Annotated in this window: 20 protein-coding genes; 10 read left to right on the top strand and 10 right to left on the bottom strand. The window is 73.9% G+C overall.

Annotation, left to right across the window (positions count from 1 at the left end; genetic code table 11):
* Positions 1–6: 6 nt before the first annotated feature.
* The gene (locus tag IE274_RS09765) at positions 7–498 is read left to right on the top strand and encodes a glutathione peroxidase (protein ID WP_190115215.1); all 492 of its coding nucleotides are present in this window, start codon (positions 7–9) and stop codon (positions 496–498) included.
* Between the two features lie 15 nt (positions 499–513).
* On the opposite strand, the gene IE274_RS09760 is transcribed toward IE274_RS09765, so the two are convergent.
* The 3 genes from IE274_RS09760 to IE274_RS09750 all read right to left on the bottom strand — a co-directional run bounded on the left by IE274_RS09760 (position 514) and on the right by IE274_RS09750 (position 2742).
* Positions 514–1152: a GNAT family N-acetyltransferase gene (locus tag IE274_RS09760; protein WP_190115214.1), complete on the bottom strand. Its 639-nt coding sequence runs from the start codon at positions 1150–1152 to the stop codon at positions 514–516.
* A gap of 187 nt (positions 1153–1339) precedes the next feature.
* Positions 1340–1933 (bottom strand): helix-turn-helix domain-containing protein, encoded by a 594-nt coding sequence (locus IE274_RS09755; protein ID WP_190115213.1) that lies wholly within the window; start codon positions 1931–1933, stop codon positions 1340–1342.
* Between the two features lie 59 nt (positions 1934–1992).
* Positions 1993–2742, bottom strand: a complete 750-nt coding sequence (locus IE274_RS09750) for a helix-turn-helix transcriptional regulator (RefSeq protein WP_190115212.1) — start codon at positions 2740–2742, stop codon at positions 1993–1995.
* A 271-nt stretch (positions 2743–3013) separates the two neighbouring features.
* Here IE274_RS09750 and IE274_RS09745 point away from each other — a divergent pair, with 271 nt between their 5' ends.
* From IE274_RS09745 to IE274_RS09725, 5 genes are all read left to right on the top strand, one after another.
* Entirely contained in the window at positions 3014–4189 is a 1176-nt protein-coding gene (locus IE274_RS09745) for an MFS transporter (RefSeq protein WP_190115366.1), read from the top strand.
* A 163-nt stretch (positions 4190–4352) separates the two neighbouring features.
* Positions 4353–4922: a GNAT family N-acetyltransferase gene (locus IE274_RS09740; protein ID WP_190115211.1), complete on the top strand. Its 570-nt coding sequence runs from the start codon at positions 4353–4355 to the stop codon at positions 4920–4922.
* Between the two features lie 197 nt (positions 4923–5119).
* Complete coding sequence (locus IE274_RS09735) at positions 5120–6208, top strand: AF_0692 family protein (RefSeq protein WP_190115210.1); 1089 nt, start codon at positions 5120–5122, stop codon at positions 6206–6208.
* A complete protein-coding gene (locus IE274_RS09730; RefSeq protein ID WP_190115209.1) occupies positions 6209–7417 on the top strand; it encodes a D-alanyl-D-alanine carboxypeptidase family protein in 1209 nt (402 codons plus the stop codon).
* Positions 7414–8427: a Gfo/Idh/MocA family protein gene (locus IE274_RS09725; protein ID WP_190115208.1), complete on the top strand. Its 1014-nt coding sequence runs from the start codon at positions 7414–7416 to the stop codon at positions 8425–8427. Before IE274_RS09730 ends, IE274_RS09725 begins: the two co-directional genes overlap by 4 nt.
* 8 nt (positions 8428–8435) lie before the next feature.
* Here the strand turns inward: IE274_RS09725 and IE274_RS09720 are convergent, their stop codons facing one another.
* Together IE274_RS09720 and IE274_RS09715 are read right to left on the bottom strand one after the other, a co-directional pair.
* On the bottom strand, positions 8436–9158 hold the full coding sequence (locus IE274_RS09720; RefSeq protein ID WP_190115207.1) for a siderophore-interacting protein: 723 nt from the start codon (positions 9156–9158) through the stop codon (positions 8436–8438).
* Positions 9159–9253: 95 nt separating this feature from the next.
* Complete coding sequence (locus IE274_RS09715; protein WP_190115206.1) at positions 9254–9667, bottom strand: SsgA family sporulation/cell division regulator; 414 nt, start codon at positions 9665–9667, stop codon at positions 9254–9256.
* A 181-nt stretch (positions 9668–9848) separates the two neighbouring features.
* Here IE274_RS09715 and IE274_RS09710 point away from each other — a divergent pair, with 181 nt between their 5' ends.
* From IE274_RS09710 to IE274_RS09700, 3 genes are all read left to right on the top strand, one after another.
* Positions 9849–11549: a sigma factor gene (locus tag IE274_RS09710; RefSeq protein WP_190115205.1), complete on the top strand. Its 1701-nt coding sequence runs from the start codon at positions 9849–9851 to the stop codon at positions 11547–11549.
* A 182-nt stretch (positions 11550–11731) separates the two neighbouring features.
* Positions 11732–13048 (top strand): carboxyl transferase domain-containing protein, encoded by a 1317-nt coding sequence (locus IE274_RS09705; protein WP_190115204.1) that lies wholly within the window; start codon positions 11732–11734, stop codon positions 13046–13048.
* Between the two features lie 165 nt (positions 13049–13213).
* Positions 13214–14788 carry an ATP-dependent DNA ligase gene (locus tag IE274_RS09700; RefSeq protein ID WP_190115203.1) on the top strand — a complete coding sequence of 525 codons (1575 nt, stop codon included), beginning with the start codon at positions 13214–13216 and terminating at the stop codon, positions 14786–14788.
* Here the strand turns inward: IE274_RS09700 and IE274_RS09695 are convergent.
* The 5 genes from IE274_RS09695 to IE274_RS09675 all read right to left on the bottom strand — a co-directional run bounded on the left by IE274_RS09695 (position 14785) and on the right by IE274_RS09675 (position 19098).
* Positions 14785–15312, bottom strand: coding sequence for a DUF3592 domain-containing protein (locus IE274_RS09695; RefSeq protein ID WP_190115202.1), 528 nt, complete (start codon positions 15310–15312; stop codon positions 14785–14787). The genes IE274_RS09700 and IE274_RS09695 overlap by 4 nt on opposite strands.
* Before the next feature lie 155 nt (positions 15313–15467).
* Positions 15468–16565, bottom strand: a complete 1098-nt coding sequence (locus IE274_RS09690; protein WP_190115201.1) for a beta-ketoacyl-[acyl-carrier-protein] synthase family protein — start codon at positions 16563–16565, stop codon at positions 15468–15470.
* 41 nt (positions 16566–16606) lie between these two features.
* Positions 16607–17137: an MmyB family transcriptional regulator gene (locus IE274_RS09685; protein ID WP_190115200.1), complete on the bottom strand. Its 531-nt coding sequence runs from the start codon at positions 17135–17137 to the stop codon at positions 16607–16609.
* A gap of 202 nt (positions 17138–17339) precedes the next feature.
* Positions 17340–18044, bottom strand: a complete 705-nt coding sequence (fabG, locus tag IE274_RS09680) for a 3-oxoacyl-ACP reductase FabG (protein WP_190115199.1) — start codon at positions 18042–18044, stop codon at positions 17340–17342.
* Between the two features lie 76 nt (positions 18045–18120).
* Positions 18121–19098, bottom strand: a complete 978-nt coding sequence (locus tag IE274_RS09675; protein ID WP_229909403.1) for a helix-turn-helix domain-containing protein — start codon at positions 19096–19098, stop codon at positions 18121–18123.
* Here IE274_RS09675 and IE274_RS09670 point away from each other — a divergent pair.
* On the top strand, positions 19091–19993 hold the full coding sequence (locus tag IE274_RS09670) for a helix-turn-helix domain-containing protein (protein WP_190115198.1): 903 nt from the start codon (positions 19091–19093) through the stop codon (positions 19991–19993). The two genes, IE274_RS09675 and IE274_RS09670, sit on opposite strands and share 8 nt — an antisense overlap.
* The last annotated feature ends 215 nt before the right edge of the window (positions 19994–20208 follow it).

Genomic DNA, 20208 nt, shown 5'->3' with positions numbered 1-20208 from the left:
CGCCTCATGTCTGTTTACGACGCAGTAGAGATCGACACCCTCCAGGGCGGCCCGGCGGACCTGTCCCAGTACCTGGGCAAGGCCGTCCTGATCGTCAATGTCGCCTCCAAGTGCGGGCTGACCCCGCAGTACGCGGGCCTCGAGCGCCTCCACGAGGCGTACGCCGCGCGTGGCTTCACGGTCCTCGGCGTGCCCTGCAACCAGTTCATGGGCCAGGAGCCCGGCACGTCCCAGGAGATCGCCGAGTTCTGCTCGGCGACGTACGGCGTGACCTTCCCCCTGACGGCGAAGGTCGACGTCAACGGCGACGGACGGCACGCGCTGTACCAGCGTCTGGTGCCGAAGGCGGACGCCGAGGGCCACACCGGGGACGTGCGCTGGAACTTCGAGAAGTTCCTGGTCGACGGCTCGGGCAAGGTCGTCGCCCGGTTCTCCCCGCAGACGGAGCCGGACGCCGCGGAGCTCGTCTCCGCGATTGAGGCGAACCTCCCCGCCTGACGCGCCCGCACCTCCTCAGGGCCGGTACACGCACTCCGTCAGCGGCGTGCTGAGCTGCCAGCCCAGCGTTTCGTACAGCGCGCGCCCGTCGTCGGTCGCGCCCAGGACGCCCACCCTCGCCCCGCGCGCCAGAGCCTCGTCGGCGAGCGTACGCATGACGAAGCCACCGAGGCCGCGGCGGCGGTGGGCCTCCTGGGTCACGACGCGGTCCACGACGCTCGCCTGCCCGAGGACGGCCGTCTGGCCCTGGGCCGCGAGTTCACCGGCGGCGTCGTGCACGCGCACGAAGGTGACGCCGCCGTCCGTCTCGACCGACGCGGTGTAGCCGTCGGGCACCACCGGCTCCGTGCGCCGGAGCCCGGCCGTCATCAGATGGCCCGACTCCTCCTCGTCGACCACCCAGCCCTCGGGGAGCCACGGTTCCGCGTCGCGCGGCTCCCCGGGAAACTTGAGCCAGGTGTGCGGCGCCGCGACCGAGGCGGCCGCCGCGCGCACCGTGGCCGCACTCGGCTCGGGCAGCACGAGACGGCCCACCTCTTTGGGGTCGTCCACCTCCACTTCCACGTACAGCCCCCAGGCCAGCTCCGTCGGCCGGGGCGTCCGTCGTGACACGGCCCAGCCCGCCACCCAGGTCCTGACCAGTTCCGCGACCATGAGTCCCCCTCCCAGGATGGGCACCGCCCATCTCATCGTGTGCGATAAATTGGACTGTAGTCCAGAATACTGTTCATGGCGAGGGGGTGGCGGTCCGCTGCCGCATTCCCCGGACCCGGACAGCGGAAAGCCCCACGGACGAGCGTCCGTGGGGCAGTTGGGCCGTCGGGCAACGACAGGCGCGGCCTCAGTAGAGGCTGGAGAACAGCACGACCATCATCTGTGCCGGTTCGTCGCCGTCGTTGCGGAACGTGTGCGGATGACCCGCCGACCACTGAATGCAGTCCCCGGCGCGCAGCGCGTGGTCGACGCCGTTGTAGCGGGCCACGAGAGTGCCGCGGGTGACCACGACCAGGTCGGTGCCCTCGTGCTGGAGGTCCTCGGTGAGGCCGCAGCCGGGCGCGAAGTCGCCGGTGACGACCTGGTATCCGAGTTCCGGTGAGCGCAGCACGCGGTAGACGACGCCGGGCGCCCGGTTCAGCGTCTCCTGTTCCTCCCTCGGGAAGACCGACGGGGTGGCCCGGCCCCGGGAGAACCCGAGGAACGAGCCGACGTCGTGGTCGAAGACCTTCGCCAGACGGCCGAGCCGTTCCAGGGCGATGTCGGTCTCGCCGCGCTCCAGGGACGCCAGGAACGAGACGGAGAGGCCGCACTCGGCGGCCACCTGACGCAGCGACATGCCCCGCTGAGTACGCAGCCGGTGCAGCACCTGGCCGGGCGGCGGGAAGCCGAGCTCCGGATCCCGCGCGGAGGGACGGGTCGAGGGGTCCGGAGCAGCCATGACGGCATCCTAAGCACCCTCGGCGCCGCCCCGTTCGCGGGCGGTGACCGCAGCGGTGGTCAGGGGCGGCGGTTGTGGGTGCCGGGCGTGCATCCGAAGGACCTGCGGAAGACGTCGATGAACGCGCTCGGCGACGACCAGCCGCAGCGGTGGGCCACGGTGGTCACGGGGGTGTCGTCCGCGAGCATCCGCAGGGCGTGGTAGAGGCGCGACTGGGTGCGCCACTGCGGGAACGTCATGCCCAGTTCGGCGCGGAACAGGCGGCTGAGGGTGCGCTCGCCGACGCCGGTCGCGGCGCCGAGCGCGGCCAGGGTGCGGGGGTCCTCGGGGCGGTCGTGGACGAGGGCGCAGACGGCCGCGAGGCGGGGGTCGGACGGGGTGGGGAGCTGCATCGGCTGCTGCGGGGACGCCCGGAGCTGGTCGAGCAGGACCGCGCGGAGGCGGCGGCGTTCGGGGCCGGTGTCGGCGGGGACCCGGGTGTACTCGATGATCAGCTCCCGGAGCAGCGGGCTCACGGACAGGACGGTGGGCGCGTCCAGGTGCAGCGGGTTCTCGCCCGCCGGGAAGCCGACGAAGTACGCGTTCAGGTGGCCGTGCGCGCGATGCGCGTGGACGGTGCCCGCGGGCACCCAGATGGCGCGGGTCCCGGGCGCGAACCAGGTACCGGCCTCGGTGGTGACGGCGACGACCCCGTTGCCCGGCAGGACGATCTGGTGGTCGTCGTGCCGGTGCGCGTCGATGCGCTGCCCGGCGGCCAGGGTCCGGACGTGGGTGGGGGCCTTGGGGGTGTGACGGACGGGTTCCGGCACGGGAGTGGCACCTCCGGGGCGGGCGGGGGCTGCGGCGGTCGGTCGGCGGGGCCACCGGCAGCGGTCGGTCAGTGGGGCCACCGGCAGCGGTCGACACGGCCCGCTGGCGGGTAATCGACACAGGCTGGCACTTTATCGGAAGCCCGACACCGGGTGCCGTCGCGACGATCGACACGTGCCCACAGACAAGCCCACGGTCCCGCCCCGCCCGCACCCTCACCCCGGCTCCGCCCCGACCCCCCGCCCCGCCCGCAGCCGCCCCCTCACCCTCATGTCCCTCGGCCACGCCTGCGTGGACGTCTACCAGGGGTCGGTCGCCGCCCTCGTCCCGTACTTCGTGGCCGAGCGGGCCTACTCCTACGCCGCCGCCTCCGGCATCGTCCTCGCCGCCTCGCTCCTCTCGTCGGTGGTGCAGCCGCTGTTCGGCGCGCTCACCGACAAGTGGGCGATGCCGTGGCTGCTGCCGGTGAGCACACTGGTGGGCGGCGCGGGTGTCGCGCTCAGCGGTGTCGGCGGCTCGTACGCCCTCACTCTGGTGGTCGTCGCCGTCTCCGGGATCGGCGTCGCCGCGTACCACCCGGAGGCCGCCCGGGTGGCGCGCGTCGCCAGCCGGGGCAGCCACACGGCGATGGGCTGGTTCTCGCTGGGCGGCAACATCGGCTTCGCCACCGCCCCGTTGCTGGTCGCCGCTGTCGTCGCCACCGGTGGTCTGGGCGCGTCCCCGCTGCTCGTCGCGCCCGCCGTGGCGGGCGCGGCGCTGTGCGTGGCGGCGCTGCGGGCCCTGCGGACGCCGGGCGCGTCGGCGGCGGTGGCGCGCGGCGGAGACGCCGTCGGCAGCGACGACTGGCCGTCCTTCCTCCGGCTCTCCGGCGCCGTGGTGTGCCGCTCGATCGTCTTCGTCGGGCTGAGCGCGTTCATCGCGCTGTACGTGCGCGAGCGCGCGTTCGGTGGGGAGTTCGCGGGTACGGCGGCCCTGTTCGTGCTGTACGTCGGCGGGGCGGCGGGCACGGTGGCCGGGGGCCGGCTCGCCACCCGCTACGGCCGCGTGCCGGTCGTGCGGTGGTCGTACGCGCTGAGTGTCCTCGCGGTCGCCGGAGTCGTCCTCGTACCGGGCCCGGCGCTGTACCTCTTCGTCGCGCTCACCTCGGCGGGCCTGTACGTGCCCTTCTCGCTGCACATCACGCTCGGCCAGGACTACCTGCCCCGGCGCGTGGGCACCGCCGGCGGCGTCACGCTCGGCCTGACCGTCAGCGTCGGCGGCCTCGCCAGCCCTCTCATCGGCGCCCTCGCCGACACGGCGTCCCTCCAGGTCGCCCTCGCCCCGCTGATCGCGCTGCCCGCCGTCGGCTGGCTCCTGCTGCGCCCCCTGCGCGAGCCCGCCATGCCGGACGCGGCGCCCGCCCGGAGCGAGGGAGCCGAAACGCCGCCCGTCGAACGCCCTTGCTAGGCTCCGCCGAGGCGTGCGCCGTCCGCGCCCGCCCGAGACTGCCGCTCCGACGAGGGAGGTTGATGAATATGGCCTGCCAGGCCCGTCATCAGCATGCCCTTGTCCGGGCCGCGTACGGATGGTGATCCGCGGCCCGGTCGTCTGAATCGACCAGGAGTTCCGCATGTCCACTTCCGCCTCTTCATCCGCCCCCTCCTCCGGCCCCACCCCCTCCTCCGATCCCGCCGTCGGCGTCGGCACCTGCGCGGACCTGATCACGGAGCGGCTCGTGCTGCGCCCGTGGTCGACGGCCGAACTGGCCGCCGTCGTCGGTGGGTCCCGCCGCCCCGACTGGGCGCCGGACTTCCCCGCCGAGGGCGACCGCGTCATCGCCGGTTTCCTCACCGAGCACCCCGAGGGCCTGACCGCCTGCGGCCACCGCCTTGTCGTCGAGCGCGACGGCGGTCCGGTGGTCGGCTCGATCGGGCTGTTCTGGCCGCCGAGCGAGGGCTCGATCGAGATCGGGTACGGCATCGTCGGCTCGCGCCGAGGCCGCGGCTACGCCTCCGAAGCCACCCGCGCACTGGCCGAGTTCGCCCTGACGGCGCCCGCGGTGGACGCCGTGTACGCAACCGTGGAGCTGGCCAACCCGGCGTCCGTCCGCGTCCTGGAGAAGGCCGGACTGCGGCGCTGCGGCTCGGACGCGACCACGGCACGCTTCCGCGCCGTGGCCGCGGACTTCGCCCGCCAGTAGCCCTCGAAGGAGCCGCGGGCCCGCACCGCACCCGCGTGGGCCCGCGGCTCCCCCAGCCACCCGGCGTACGACAGCACGACCACACGACCCACGGCTCCCCCCGCACCCGGCCTGCCCCCCCGACCTCGACTTTCGTCACCCCACCGTCGACTTCCGGCCGCAGCCCCGCCCGCCCGCACCGCCCTACCGTCGACCTCATGGCCCCCACCCGAAAGCCCGGCCGAGGCTGCCCCGGGCTCGCCGTGCTCGCGCTCTTCCTGCTCGCCCCGTTCGTGGGCGAGTTCCTGCTCGGCAATCTGACCGTGCCCCAGCTCGGCCTCGGCGTGCTGCTCGCCCCGCTGTACGGGTGCGGGGCGCTGCTCGTCCGCGAGGTGGGGCGGCGCACCGGGGGCTGGCCGACGATGGTGCTGCTCGCCGCCGCGTACGCCCTGATCGAGGAAGGGCCCGTCGACCAGCTCCTGTGGAACGACTCCTACGCCGGGCAGGACCTGGTGCACGGCCCGTCGTTCGTGCCCGGACCCGGCACCAGCGTCGAGCTGGTCCAGGCGGTGCTCGCCCTGCACACCGTCTGGAGCGTCTGCGTGCCGATCGCGCTCGTCGAGGCCTGCGTGCCCGCGCGCCGGACCACGCCGTGGCTCGGCCGTCGCGGGCTCGCCGTCACCTCGGTGGTGTACGTCCTCGGCGCGAGCCTGGTGTTCTGGGGCAATTACACCGAGGAGCACTTCATCGCCCCGCCCGCCCAACTGGCCGTGTGCGTCGTCGCGATCGTGGCGCTGGTGGTCGTAGCGCTGCGGATCCCCCGCGACCACCCGAAAGCCCCGAACGCCGACACGATCGCCGCGGCCGCCGCCCTCGGCCCCGCCCCCGCCCCTTGGCGCGTGGGCGCCCTCGCCCTCGCGGGCACCAGCCTCTACTGGGGCCCGTCCGTGCTCCTCACCGCCGACTGGTTCGAGTGGATCGGCGTGGCCCTGTGGTTCCTCGTCGCGGTCGGCGGGGCGCTCGCGGTCGCGCGCTGGTCGCGGCGGCCGGGGTGGGGAGCGCGGCACGTGTGCGCGCTCGCGGGCGGTGCGCTCCTGACGTACGTATGGGCGGCCTTTCCCGTACGCCCGGAGGACGGCGGGTCCCTGACGGCGGATCTGGTGAGCAACGCGGTGTGCGCGGCCCTCGCCCTCGCCGTGCTCGCGCGGGCCGTGCGGACCGCCCGGGCGGAGCAGCCCGAGGGCGGCATACATCCACCCGGGCCAAGCCGATCTGCGCAGTTGGGAGCCCGCTCCTACGGTGGCTGAATGGTCATCAGGTACCTTTCACGCCCGGCCCGGCGCACCACCGCGGTGCGTGCCACAGCCCTCGCCACCGGGGCCCTGGTCTGCCTCACGGGACCGGCCGCGGCCGCCGAACCCGCGCCCCCGAAGCCGCCGCCCGCGTACACCTCGTCCCTGCTCGACCGGCCCGGCACCCAGGTGCGTCCGGGGCCGCACACACCGCCGCTACCCCGCGGGCTGTCCGCCCTGTCCTGGGTGGTGTCCGACGCCCGGACGGGCGAAGTCCTCGCCGCGCACAACGCGCACCGCCGGCTGCCGCCCGCCTCCACCCTCAAGTCCCTGTTCGCGCTGGCGGCCCTGCCCCGGCTGCGCCCCGAGACCCGGCACACCGTCACCGACCGCGAGCTGTCCCGCGTCGGCGGCGGCAGCAGCCTGGTGGGGGTTGCGGCGGGCCGCAGCTACCGGGTCTCCGACCTGTGGCGCGGGGTGTTCCTCAGCTCCGGCAACGACGCCGTGCACGTCCTCGCGGGCATGAACGGCGGCTGGCAGCGCACCGTGCAGCAGATGCGCGAGAAGGCCCGCGCTCTCGGCGCCCGCGACACCCACGTGGTCTCGCCCGACGGCTACGACGCGCCGGGCCAGGTGTCGTCCGCGTACGACCTGGCGGTGTTCGGCCGGGCGGGGCTCGCCGATCCGCAGTTCGCCCGCTACTGCTCGACGGCCGTCGCCCGCTTCCCGCACGGCAACTGGTCGTACCCGATCCAGAACACCAACCGGCTGCTGACCGGCGCCGACGGCGTGGCCCGTTACCCCGGCCTGATCGGCGTCAAGAACGGCTACACCAGCGGCGCCGGGAACACCCTCATCGCCGCCGCCCACCGGGGCGCGCGCACGGTCCTGGTGACGGTGATGAACCCGCAACGGGGCGGCTTCGCCGTGTACGAGGAGGCCAGATCGCTGCTCGACTGGGGATTCGCGGCGTCCGGCCGCCTGCGGCCGGTGGGCTCGCTGCTGCCCGCCAAGCCCCGCAAGGCCCCCGACCGGGCCCGGCAGGCCGCGGCGGCGGCCTCGATCCTGCCGCCCGCCGCGACCGACGACGACTCCGACTGGCCCGCCCTCGTCCTGGTCGGCGTGGGCTCGACCGCGCTGATCGCCGGGGGCGTGGTCATCGTGCGACGGCGGGCGGCTACGGTGGCCCGACGCAGAGCAGCGGAAGGGGAGTTCGTGCCGTGAGCGAACCGTTGGGGGTGGCCGTCCTCGGCGCCGGTCACATGGGCGCCGACCACGTGCGGCGCCTGGCGCGGTCGGTGGCCGGGGCCCGTGTGGTGGCCGTCGCGGACCCGGACCGGGCGCGGGGCGAGGCGGCGGCCGCCGGGATCGAGGGCGTGCGCCTGCACACCGACGCGCTCGCGGCGCTCGCGGAGCCCGGCGTGCAGGCGGTGCTCGTGGCCTCGCCCGACCACGCGCACGAGGAGGCGCTGCTCGCGGCGCTCGCGCGCGGCCTGCCCGTGCTGTGCGAGAAGCCGCTCGCCGCCGACGCCCGGGCCGCGCTGCGCGTGGTCGAGGCGGAGGCACACGGCGGGCGGCGGCTGATCCAGGTGGGGTTCATGCGCCGGTACGACGCCGAGTACCGCGGGCTCAAGACGCTCCTGGACAGCGGGGGCATCGGCCGCCCGCTGATGCTGCACTGCCGCCACCGCAATGTGTCCTCTCCCCCGCACTTCACCTCCGCGATGCTGATCAGCAGCTCGGTGTCGCACGAGATCGACGCGGCCCGTTGGCTGCTGGGCCAGGAGGTCACCGCGGTGACCGTGCTCGGGCCGCGCCCGTCGGCGGGCGCCCCGGCCGGTCTCCGGGACCCGCAGCTCGTGCTGTTGGAGACCGCGGGCGGCGCCCTCGTGGACGTGGAGATCTTCGTCAACTGCGGGTTCGGCTACGAGGTCACGTGCGAGGCGGTCGGCGAGCGGGGCAGCGCCCGCATCGGCGCCGGGCCCGGCATGGTCGTGCGGTCGGCGGGCCGCGCCCACCAGGACATCACGCAGGACTACGTGGTGCGGTTCGCCGACGCCTACGACCGCGAGGTGCGCGCGTGGGTGGCCGGTGTCCGCGAGGGGCGCGTCGCGGGCCCGAGCGCCTGGGACGGGTACGCGGCGGCGGCCGTCGCCGAGGCCGGGGTGCGGGCCCTCGCCGAGGGCGCGCGGGTCGCGGTCGAGCTGGCGGAGCGGCCCGCGCTGTACGGCTGAGGCGGGCGTCAGGCCGGACCGGGCCGCCAGTACCCGAGCGCGTGGACGCGGTGCCGCGGTACGGCCAGTTCCTTGCGGGCGTACGCGGACAGGGAGCGGGTCGTCGTCGTGTCGCAGGTGATCCACACGTATGCGTCGGGCTCTTCCTCGACGGCGGCCGCGAGCCCGGCCCTGGCCTCGCGGTCGATGCCGGTGCCGCGCTCGACCCAGTGGACGTCGTGGCGTGCGGGGTCGACGCGCAGGTCGAGGTCGCGGTCCTCGGTGTGCTGGGTCTCGAACCAGATCGTCGCGGGGGTGTGCGGCATCGCGTCGAGCAGCGAGTTGACCGCGGGCAGCGACGCCGCGTCGCCGACCACGAGCAGCCGTGACGGCGGCGGGCTCGGCACCTCGAAGCCGGTGCCCTGCACGGTCGCGTCGATGGTGTCGCCCGGTGCCGCCTTGCGCGCCCATTCGCTGGCGCTGCCGTCGTGCAGCGCGAACTCCAGGCTGAACGTGCCGGCCTCCGCGTCGGGGTCGACCAGTGTGTACGCGCGCTGATGCGGCTTGCCCGCGTTGTCGAACCACAGCCGCACCCACATCGTGGGGTGCACGCCGGTCGCCGCGAGCATGCCGCCGTCGGTGAGGTGCAGGCGGCGGTAGTGCTCGGTCACCTCGTCGGCGCCGGTCACCGTGAAACGGAAGTCCTTGCCGCGGAGCAGCTTGAGGACGACGCCTTCCCAGCCGTGGCCCACCCTGGTCCCCTCCCTAGAGACGCCCGACCACACTTGATCGAGTTAGGGAAGCCTAACTTATCTAGGGATGGCTCGACCCGCTCCGTTCCCGCCGTTCACACCCCGCCGAGCAGCCTGGTCAGCCCCTGGTCGAGATCGCGGCCCGCCTCCTCGCGGCCCGCGCCCACGACGGCGTACGACCGCATCAGGAACCGCCGCAGCGCGGCCCGGTCGAACTGCACCAGGGCCAGACCGTGCGGCGCGTGGAACTCCAGGACGGTCCGCTCCCGCCCGCACGGCCAGATGTGCACGTCACCCGTACCGGCCGGGGCGTTCAACCCCTCCTCCAGCAGGCCGCGGGCGAAGACCCAGGTGACCTCGGCGCCATCGAGGGACACCTCGGGCGGGAAGGTGACCTGCACCGCGAGCGGGTCGGACGCGGCGTAGCGCAGCGCCACGGGAATCGGCCGCTCGCGGCCCTCGGGAGTGATCAGACGGGCGCGGGCGGACTGTTCGAGCGTGACGGCCATGGTCGATCTCCACTTCTGCTGCTTCCTTGCCCTTTCGACCCCGCAGCGGGTGCCCGCATTACGGGAGTGCACGAAGAGATCTCTGTGACCTGCACCACTCCCCCCTGATAAGTCGGACATTTCTGGCCTAGGCTTCCGAACTCGTCCCCATCCCCGCAGTGGGACAGGAGTGTGTCCTGCCATGTCCGACGTCCCCGCAGACGCCACGCCCGACGTCTCCGCCGACGCCACGCCCGGTGTCCCCGCCCAGGCGTCCGGCCCCGCGACCGCCGCGTACGCACGCGTCTACGAGGCCGAGCACCCTCGGCTCGTCGCGTACGCGCGCTCGCTGACCGGCAACGCCTGGATCGCCGACGACCTGGTCGCCGAGGCGCACTTCCGCGTCTGGCGGCGCCTCGCCGCCGGACACGAGATCGAGAACGTACCGGCGTATCTGATGACGACCGTGCGCCACCTCGCGTCGTCCGCCGGACGCGCCGCCGCGCGCGAGACCCCGCGCGACCCGCAGGACACCGGCGCCGCCGAGACCCTCGACGTCACCACCGTCCCCGACGGCGGCGGCGACCCGGCCGCCCGCGTCTCCTCCGTCGACCTGCTCACGCGCGTGCTCGGCCAGCTCCCCGAGCGCTGGGTGAAGGCGCTGTGGCTCGCGGAGGCGGAGGGCCAGCCGCTGGAGGCGGTCGGGCGCGGCATCGGCGCCGGGAGCGGGGCCACGGCCGTGCTCCTGCACCGGGCGCGCGAGGGCATGCGGCAGGCGTTTCTGCGCGCCCACCCCGGTACGCCCGAGAACCCGGCGTGCGAGACCCACTGGGACCGGATGCCCGCACACATCCGCGGTGAGGCGTCGGTACGCCAGTCCGAGACCCTCGTCGACCACCTCGCCGCCTGCCCCGACTGCCGCACCCGGCTCGCCGTCCTGACCCGCGCCAACAACCGGCTGCCCGCCCTGGTGGGACCGGCGCTGCTGATCTTCGTGCTCGGCGGCGCGGGCAAGTTCCTGGTGCCGCTCGCGGCCGGAGCCGGCGCGGGCGCCGGTGTCGCGGCCTCCGCCGCCGGGTCCGGCTCGTCCGGGCATGCGGGGCTGCTGCACGGCGTACGTCATGTCCTCACCGGGGGCGGGAAGCTGCCCGTCGCCGTGGCCGGGGCGATAGGCACGACGGCCACCGCGGCCGCCGTCGCCGCGGGCCTCGTCCTCAGCGGCGTCGGCACCGGCTCGGCGCCCGCGCGGGCCACGGCGGCGGAGAGCGCGCGGGCGCACGCACCCCAGCCGTCGGCCGCACCTGGGGAGTCCGAGGCGCCCGGGGACGGGGGTGGGGCCGTGCCGCAGCCCAGAAGTGAGGCGGAGCCGAAGGCTCCGGCGCCCGACGCCCCGGACGTGGCCGCGCCGGAAACGACCGCGCCGGACCCGGTGGCGCCGCCCGTGCAGGAGCAGTCCGCGCAGCAGGACGTCCCACCGGCGCCGGTGGCGCCCGTGCCACCGGACGAGCCCGAGGCCCCCGCTCCGGTCAACACCGGACCCGAGAATCCGGCGCCGGAGCCGGAGCCCACCCAGCCGCCGGAACCGACCGAGCCGGAACCGACTCCCACACCTACCCCCACACCGACACCGACACCGACACCGACTCCGACGCCCACGCCCACACCGACGCCAACCCCCACGCCAACACCGACGCCCACGCCCACCCCCACTCCGGTCGACCCCACTCCTACCCCCGTCGACCCCACGCCTACTCCCACACCGACGCCGACCCCGACACCAACTCCCACCCCCACCCCCACGGACCCGCCGCCCACCACGAACCCCGTCTGCCACTGGGTGGGGCCGATCCTCATCTGCTACCGCGGCCAGTGGGTCCTCGACGAACGCGGGACCAGCGGGTAGGAGTACGAGGCGTGCCTCATCCCTCCTCAAACTCCCCGGACTCCTCGAACTTCCCGGGCTCCCCGGGCTCCCCGGGCTCCCCGGACGCTCCCGACGCTCCCGACTCACCGGACGCCCCTGACGCCCTGGCCCCCCAGCCCCCACCGACCCACCCGGCAGCCCAGCCCCGTACCCACGCCCGCATGACCGCGCGCGAAGCCCTCGCCCTCGTGACGGCCGACTTCACCGAGCTGCCGTATCCGCAGGGGGTCGCGCGGCCGGACGGCCCGCTGGCGTGGGCGGGGTACGACACCACGCGGGCCGCCGCCGGGGAACGTACCGGCGAGTCGGAATCCGTGGTCTGCGGGACGGCGACGGTCGGGGGCCGGGCGGCCGTGCTCATCTCGTTCGAGTTCCGCTATCTGGGCGGTTCGCTCGGTGAGCGGACCGGGGACCGCTTGGAGGCGGCCTACACGGCCGCCCGCGAGCGCCGTCTCCCCCTCGTCTCGCTCATCGCGACCGGCGGCAGCCGCATGCAGGAAGGCATGGTCGCGCTGCGCCAACTCCAGCGCGTGGCAGCCCAGTCGGCGCTGAGCCGGGCGGCCGGACTGCCGCAGCTCGCGGTGGTGCGCGATCCGACGACGGGGGGCGGCTGGGCGACACTCGGCGCGGGTGCCGACGTCGTGCTCGCGCTGCCGGGCGCGCAGGTGGGGTTCGCGGGGTCGCGGGTCCGGCCGCCGGACGCGGACCCGGCGGCGTACACGGCGGAGGGCCAGCTCGCGGCGGGCGCGGTCGACGCGGTGGTGCCGCCGGACCGGCTGTCCGCGCGGCTGGGGCACTGGCTGCGGCTGCTCACCTCGCCCGCCACCGGCACGCCCGAGCCGCCGCGCGCCCTCGGGGACGCGGCGCCGCCCGCGACAGGATGGGACGCGGTACGCCGGGCCCGCTCGCCCGAACGGCCGCGCGCCGAGGCCTACTTGGACGCGTACTTCGACTCGCGTGAGCCGATCAGCGGGGACCGCTGCGGCGGCACGGACGACGGGATGCGGTGCGGCGTCGGCCTGCGCGCCGGGCGGGCCGTCGCGTACGCGGCCCAGACCGGCACGCCCACCCGCCCCGCCGGATACCGCACCGCGGCCCGCCTCATCCGCCTGGCCGACCGGCTCGCGCTGCCCGTCCTCACGCTCATCGACACCCCCGGCGCCGCCAACGACGCGGCGGCGGAGCGCGCGGGCGCGGGCGCGGCGATCGCCGACGTCTTCGCGGCCGTCGCCGCAGCGCGCGTCCCGCTCACGTCCCTCGTCGTCGGCGAGGGCGGTTCGGGCGGCGCGCTCGCGCTCGCCGCGCCCGCCAACACCTGGGCCACGCCGGACAGTTACTTCTCGGTGATCGCCCCGGAGGCCGCGGCGGCCATCCTGAAACGCCCGCGGGAGGACGTGCCCGCGCTGGCCGGGGAGCTGCGGCTGCGGCCTCAGGATCTGGTGGCGCTCGGCGTCGTCCGCGGTGTCGTACCGACGTAGCGCGGGCCGGGCCGGTGGTGGCCCGGGTCCGGCCGGACGGGGTGCGGGCCCGGCGGCCGGACGGGGTGCGGGCCCGGCGGCCGGACGGGGTGCGGGCGGGGCGGGTGTCACACGGTCCGCGTCCCGTGCCGTGCGGGATCGGGTGTCGCGTTGCAGGATGGCGGCATGTTGTTCGCCCGGGTCGCGGAGGTGTCCAAGGGGGTGGCCGCGACGTCGGCGCGGTCGCGGAAGATCGAGCTGCTGGCCGAGCTGTTCGCCGCGGCGGAGCCCGACGACGTGCCGCTCGTCATCCCGTATCTCGCGGGGCGGCTGCCGCAGGGGCGCATCGGCGTGGGCTGGAACGCGCTCAAGGAGCCCGTCGCCCCGGCGGCCGGGCCGACGCTCGCGGTCCGGGACGTGGACGCCGCCCTCACCGCCGTCGCCGGGGTGTCGGGCGCGGGCGCGCAGGGTGAACGGCGGCGGCTCGTACAGGAGTTGATGGGGGCGGCCACGGCGGACGAGCAGCGTTTCCTCTTCGGCCTGCTGACCGGGGAGGTGCGGCAGGGGGCCCTGGACGCCCTGGCCGTGGAGGGGCTGGCCCGGGCGACGGGAACGCCTGCCGCGCGGGTGCGGCGCGCGGTGATGCTGGCCGGGGCGACGGCCCCGGTGGCGCGCGAGCTGCTGGCGCGCGGGCCGGACGCGCTGGCGGAGTTCCGGCTGACCGTGGGGCGGCCGGTGCAGCCGATGCTCGCGCACAGCGCCGGGTCCGTGGGCGAGGGCGTCGACAAGCTCGGCCCGTGCGCGGTCGAGGAGAAACTGGACGGCATCCGCGTCCAGGTGCACCGCGACGGCGACCGCGTCCGCGCGTACACCCGCACACTCGACGACATCACCGACCGTCTGCCCGAACTGACCGCCGCAGTCGGCGAGTTGAGCGGGGATCGCGTCATCCTGGACGGCGAGATGATCGCGCTCGGTACCGACGGCCGACCGCGCTCCTTCCAGGACATCGCGGGCCGGGTGGGGGCACGCCTCGACGTGGCCGGGGCGGCCGCCCACCTCCCCCTGTCCGCCGTCTTCTTCGACATCCTGTACGCCGACGGCGAGGACCTCCTCGACCTCCCCCTGAGCGAACGGCACGCACGGCTCGCCCGCCTCGTCCCGGAGCCGATGCGGGTGCGTCGCGCGCTCGTGGCGGATCCCGCCGACGAGGAGGCGCGCCGGGCCGCCGACGCGTTCTTCGCCGAGACGCTGGCGCGCGGCCACGAGGGCGTCGTCCTCAAGGCCCTCGACACCCCTTACAGCGCGGGCCGCCGAGGCGCCGCCTGGCTCAAGGTGAAGCCCGTCCACACCCTGGACCTCGTCGTCCTCGCCGCCGAGTGGGGACACGGCCGACGCACCGGCAAGTTGTCCAACCTCCACCTGGGAGCCCGCCGCGACGACGGCACGTACGCCATGCTCGGCAAGACCTTCAAGGGCATGACCGATGTGATGCTGGCCTGGCAGACCGACCGCCTGCGCGAACTCGCCGTCGAGGACGACGGGTTCACGGTACGGGTCCGCCCCGAGCTGGTCGTGGAGATCGCCTACGACGGCCTGCAGCGCTCCACGCGCTATCCGGCGGGGGTGACGCTGCGGTTCGCGCGGGTGGTGCGGTACCGGGAGGACAAGACGGCGGCGGAGGCGGACACGGTGGAGACGGTGCTGGGGCGGCACGAGGGCCAGGGCGAGGGCTCGGGCGAGGACCGGGTCGAGGGCTAGGGCGCGGGTTGGGTGGAGGGGGTGCCGTCGGCCGGTTCCGGGAACGCCGTGGCGCGGGTCCTGGGTTTGCGTCCGGCGGGGAACAGGACGACCACCCCGGCAGCCATGAGGGCGAAGCCCGCGACCGCCAGGGGGTTCCAGTCGGGCTCCAGGGCGCGCATCTGCGGGGTGCTCGGGACGTCGGACGGGTCGTCCGCGTGGTAGATCACTTCGATGGGGCTCCCCTCCTTCGTCCGCGGGAGGGGCGGCGTGGTGGGCAGGTCCACGGTGACGGGGGCCTTGTCCCTCGGCCGGAAGCGGACGGTGATGCCGCTGGTCCGGCCGTCTCCGTCGGTCCTGACGTCGACGGCCTTGCCCTCGACGGTCACCCCGTTCTGGTACAGCCTGGTCACCCGCGTGTGCCCGCTGTACCCGAACAGCGTGACGACGATGGAACCGCCGACGAACAGCAGCGCCGCGAGCCAGAACAGCTTGACGCCCCGGCTCACCACCGGGCCCGGGTTCTGCGTGGTCGGGTGGGTCATGCGCCCAGCGTGACCGGCCGCCGTGGCGGTGGGGTGACGTCCGTGTCCGGGATGTGCCACAGTCGGCACGGCCGGGGTCCGGGGTCCAGGTGCGGCCGGGGTCCGGGGTCCGGGTGCGGCCGGGGCTCGGCGTCGAGCGCGGTCGAGGCCGGGCCTCAGGCGCGGGTCAGCCTGCAAGCGGCGGCGATGAAGCCGGGGCCGAACCCGAGGAGCAGCCCCTTGTCCGCCGGGGCGGGCTCGTCGAACGTGCGGCGCAGCACGTCGAGGACGGACGCGCCGCCGAGGTTTCCGTACAGCTCCAGGCTGTCCCAGGAGTGGCGCAGCGGGCCCTTGCGGGCGTCGTCCTCGGGTCCGGTGTCGACGCGAAGCACGGACTCGGCGCTCCTCAGGATGGCCGGGCCCCCGGCGTGCACCACGCAGAAGTCGGGGACGAACGCGGTGTCCCCGTCGCCGTCCAGCCACTGGTGGAGGGCCGGTGCGACGAAGCCGATGGCGCGGGTGGCCTCCCGCGTGGAGTCGAAGTGCAGCCCGTAGGAGTCGAGCCGTCCTTCGTAGAAGTTCTGGCTCCTGGGCAGGGCGTACTGCCAGGTGTCCTCGATACGGAACCGCGGCCCGTCCCCGCCCCCGTCCCGGCCGGAGACCACACAGGCCGCGGCGCTGTCGCCGAACAGCACCTTGTAGATCATGCTCTCGCGGCTGGTGTCGACGGGGTTGTACGTCGCGGCACTCAGGCACTCCGCGACCACGACCAGGACGTGCGCTCCCGGGTGGGCGGCGAGGTGATCGTGCGCCAGGGCCAGCGCCTGCGCTCCCCCCGCGCAGCCGTACGAACCGAGAGGTATGCGCGCTACGTCCGACCGCAGCCCCTGCGACCCCAGCAGCTGGACGAGGTCCGTGTCGAGGCTCGGCGCGGTCCAGGAGGTGGTGTGACTGGTGATGACGCAGTCGATGTCCGCCAGCTCCAGCCCGGCGTTCTCCAGCGCCCGCGGCACGGCGAGCAGCGCCAGGTCGAGCGAGTCGGCGTAGGCGGCCCGATTCCGCTCCTCGAAGGTCGCGTCACCCGAGACCGTCGCCGACCGCAGGGGCCTGCTGAAGTACCGCGTCCGCACACCGGTGGACCGCGCGGTCCGCAGATACGCGCTGAGCCGCGGCAGGTCGGCGTGCTGCCGGGCCATGTCCGCGGTGAGATCGTCCATCGAGACGGCATGCTCGGCGAGTTCGATGTGCGGTCTGGAGATCAATGCGGTGGACATGGGCCAGGGACTCCTTCGGCCTGCGGGTCGGCGAGCCCAATCTACGGCAGCGGGGCCCGCGTGCTCAGGGGCAGTGGCAGTCCAGGTCGCTGCGATCCCGCGTGGAACCGCAGCATGACGAGTCGGGCGTCGAACTCGGTGAGCGGGCTGGCGGCGGAGAGCGTCACCCAGCCCGGCCCCGCCACCGCGTGCCGGATCGGGCGTACGACGCCGTCGAGAGGCAGGACCCGCGATTCCGCCGTCGCTTCGTAAAGGGGCCCGACGACGGAATCACCCCGCACCTCGGCAGCCATCTTGATCAGTTCGGCGTCGTCCGGACGGTCCGCGACAGCCCGCCCCAGCGCCGGGCAGGCCGCGGGCGCCCAGTCCTCGGCCCAGTTCGTCAGCGTGAACCCACGGGCCTCGTCGTCCAGCAGCATCCACCGCATGATGTTGGACGGCGCCTGTCCCCGCGGGAAGAGCGCCTCGAACTCGGCGTTGCACACCATGAGGTTCCAGCGCCCGTCGGCGATGTAGGCCATCGAGCCGGAAATCCCCTCGACAACCGTCCGCCACACCGTCTGCATCGCCATCCACCCCTCCGAGCCCCACCGACAAGCATCCCCATACACATGCATTCACGTCATACCGCCCCCCGCAGGGGGGGAGCAGGCACGAAGGTGACACCTGTGCGTGAGGCAAACTTAGCCAGTCTTTGCGACCGGGGGACGGCGGGACTCGGGGAGGGGACACGGCAAGAGGTTCGGACCGGACCCTCCGGCGGCCTCGTCCGCGCTAGTGCCCCATGCCGGCGCCCCCGTCGACGGGGATCACCGCGCCGGTGATGTAGGCGGCCTGCGGCGACGCGAGGAAGGCGATCGTGGCCGCTATCTCCTCGGGCCTGCCCAGGCGGCGCAGGGGGATCTGGTCGACGAGACGCTCCCGCTGCGCCTCGGTGAGCTTGTCGGCCATCTGGGTGTCGGTCAGACCGGGAGCGACCACGTTGAAGGTGATGTTGCGGGAGCCGAGTTCGCGGGCCATGGACCGGGAGAACCCGACGAGCGCGGCCTTGGACGCCGCGTAGTTGGACTGGCCCGCCTCGCCGCGCAGGCCGACCGCCGAGGAAACCAGCACCACTCGGCCGGTCCTGGCGCGGAGCATGCCCTTGCTGGCGCGCTTGACCGCACGGAACGTCCCGGTGAGGTTGGTGTCGAGCACGGAGGTGAACTCGTCCTCGCTCATGCGCATGAGCAGCTGGTCCTTCGCGATGCCCGCACAGCACACCAGGACGCCGACAGGCCCGTGTGCGTCCTCTGCCTCCTTGAAGGCGGCATCCACCTGAGCGGCATCGGTGACATCGCACCGGATCGCGAGAACGTCCGCGGGCGGCTCGGCAGTGCGGTAGGTCACGGCCACGCGGTCACCTAACGCTTGCAGGGCCCGCGCGGTGGCGAGGCCGATGCCCCGGCTGCCGCCGGTTATCAGAACGGAACGAGACACGAGGAGACCCTTCTCAAGACAGTGAACGTTCCTGGCTTAGCACAGTGGAGTCGCCCGGCTCGGACCCAGGGGGCGATCAGTCGGCCAGCGCCTGCATGCCGGTGCGGGTGAGCTGTCGGCTGATGGCACCGGCCGTGTCCATCACGGCGGCCACGAACCGGTTCCGGACCGCGGTGCCGCGCAGCTGCCGGTGCGAGGCCAGCAGGCTGACCGCCCCCGCCACGGTCGATCCCCGCCAGACCGGCGCCGCGATGATGTCCCTGTCCAGCAGCGGGGAGGGACCGACGGCATAGCCGTCCTCGCGAATGCGGTGGAACGGCGGCCGCGCGGCGCCGGTGTCACCCAGGCAGGCCAGGATGACCCAGCCGGACGCGTCGGCCTCCAACGGAGCGCGCCACAGGGCCTGAAGGGATGCTTGCGGAGCGGCGTACAACTGCTGCGCGTGCGCCCCGAGCGCCGTCTCCGCGTGCACCCGCATCGGCCTGCCGATCAGGAGTGCCGCGTATGCCAGCGCAATTTGACCGGTCCGTGACTGTAAGGTGATCAGTTCAGTGCGAACAGTAGCTGAACCCAGACCAGTTGGCGGACCGGACCTACCTAAGGGGAAGTCAGAGAAGAGATGCGGTGTTTCTACAAAGGCGTAGTGGCCGCGTGGACCTTGCCGCTCCACCGCACCCTCGCCGACCAGCGCTTGAACGTAGCGATGGGCCGTCGGGGAGGGCAACGCCGCTTGGGCCGCGATGGCTGCCAGCGGGTGCGTCCCCGGCCCGAGCCGGCGCAGCGCGCGCAGCACGGCGAGCGTCCGGCCCACGGCGCTGCCCGCCTGGTCAGGCGTCATGACGGCAGCATGTTGCGACATCGCGAACTCCCCCTCGCAGTTGAGGACCTGCGCGTCTCCCGCAACGCGATCAGCTCCGGGCAGCCATTGTTGCCGCCCCGCCGCCCCCGCCACCAGGAACGATTTCTTCCGGTACCCGAATTTCAGGAAATTCCCTTTCCGGTAAATGGGTTCACGGTGCGGAGAGCCATCGGCGAAAGGGTGGAAGGTGGACAATAAGGCAGCCTTGCGCCAGCTGTTGCGATGGAAGCGGCAGCAGCTTGACCCCGCGAGCCAGCCCGGGCTCCTGAACTGGCGTCCCCGCAGCGGTCGCGGCCGCCGCGCGGCGGGCCTGTCACAGGCACAGGTCGCCCAGCTCCTGCACGTGTCGGAGCGCACCTACGCGCAATTCGAGCGCGGCGAAATGGCGGCCCCCACGGCCGAGTTCCTCGACAATGTCTCCCGCGTACTGCACCTGCTCGAGCAGGAACGCACCGCTCTGTACGTCTACTCCCTCGGCCATGAAGCACCCCACCCGCAGGACCCGTTGGCCGGCCGGACCGTGCACCCCGCCTGGCACGAGGCCATCCGCCGGGTCACCGGCCAGCCGAGCTACATCAATGACGTCGCCTGGAACGCCGTCGCCTACAACGACGACTTCGTCCGCATGTTCCCCCGTGCCCCGGACGCGGAACCGGCCGTCCCGGAGCGCAATCTCATGCGCTACATGCTGCTCAACGAAGTGGCCCGCGAACACCACCTGGTGAACTGGGAGTCGGAGTGGGCCGTGCCCCTGACCGCCCAGTTGCGCAACGCCGTCGCCCAGCACCCGGAGAACGCGGACCTGCAACGACTCGACCAGGAGGTCGACGCCGATCCGGTGTCCGGCCCCATCTACCGGGCGAACCATGTGGCCTACGTCCATCCGAACGGCGACACGCGCCGCATGCGCTACCCCTGGTACGGGCCGCTGGGCGCGCGGGACGAACCGGACCGGTGCTGTGACCGGCACGCTCCCTCCCAGGAGGGTGACGTCACCATGTGCGCGGCCATGCCCATGGGCTCGCCCGGCGCCCGGTTCTTCTTCCTGGTCTTCAAACCCGGGCCGCCGGGTTTCACTGAGCCGAACTGACACAGTCGCTATTCCGGTCAATGAAATCTGAACGAGTGCCGTGCTCCGCTGCGTTGCGTCGCCAGGAGCCGCTGCTCTTTGATTCACACACCTGCGCGCCGAGCCCTGCACCGGGCGTGTGCGATCAGGCGCCGAAACGGCCGTTCCCCGGCCATCTCATGTTCGGCCTGGTGCCGCCCGTACCCGACCCCATCGCGGCGGGCGGCACCCGATCA

Origin of the sequence: Streptomyces flavofungini, from assembly GCF_014650815.1 — a bacterium.
GTDB lineage: Bacteria > Actinomycetota > Actinomycetes > Streptomycetales > Streptomycetaceae > Streptomyces > Streptomyces flavofungini.
This window is presented reverse-complemented; position numbering and strand designations above follow the sequence as displayed.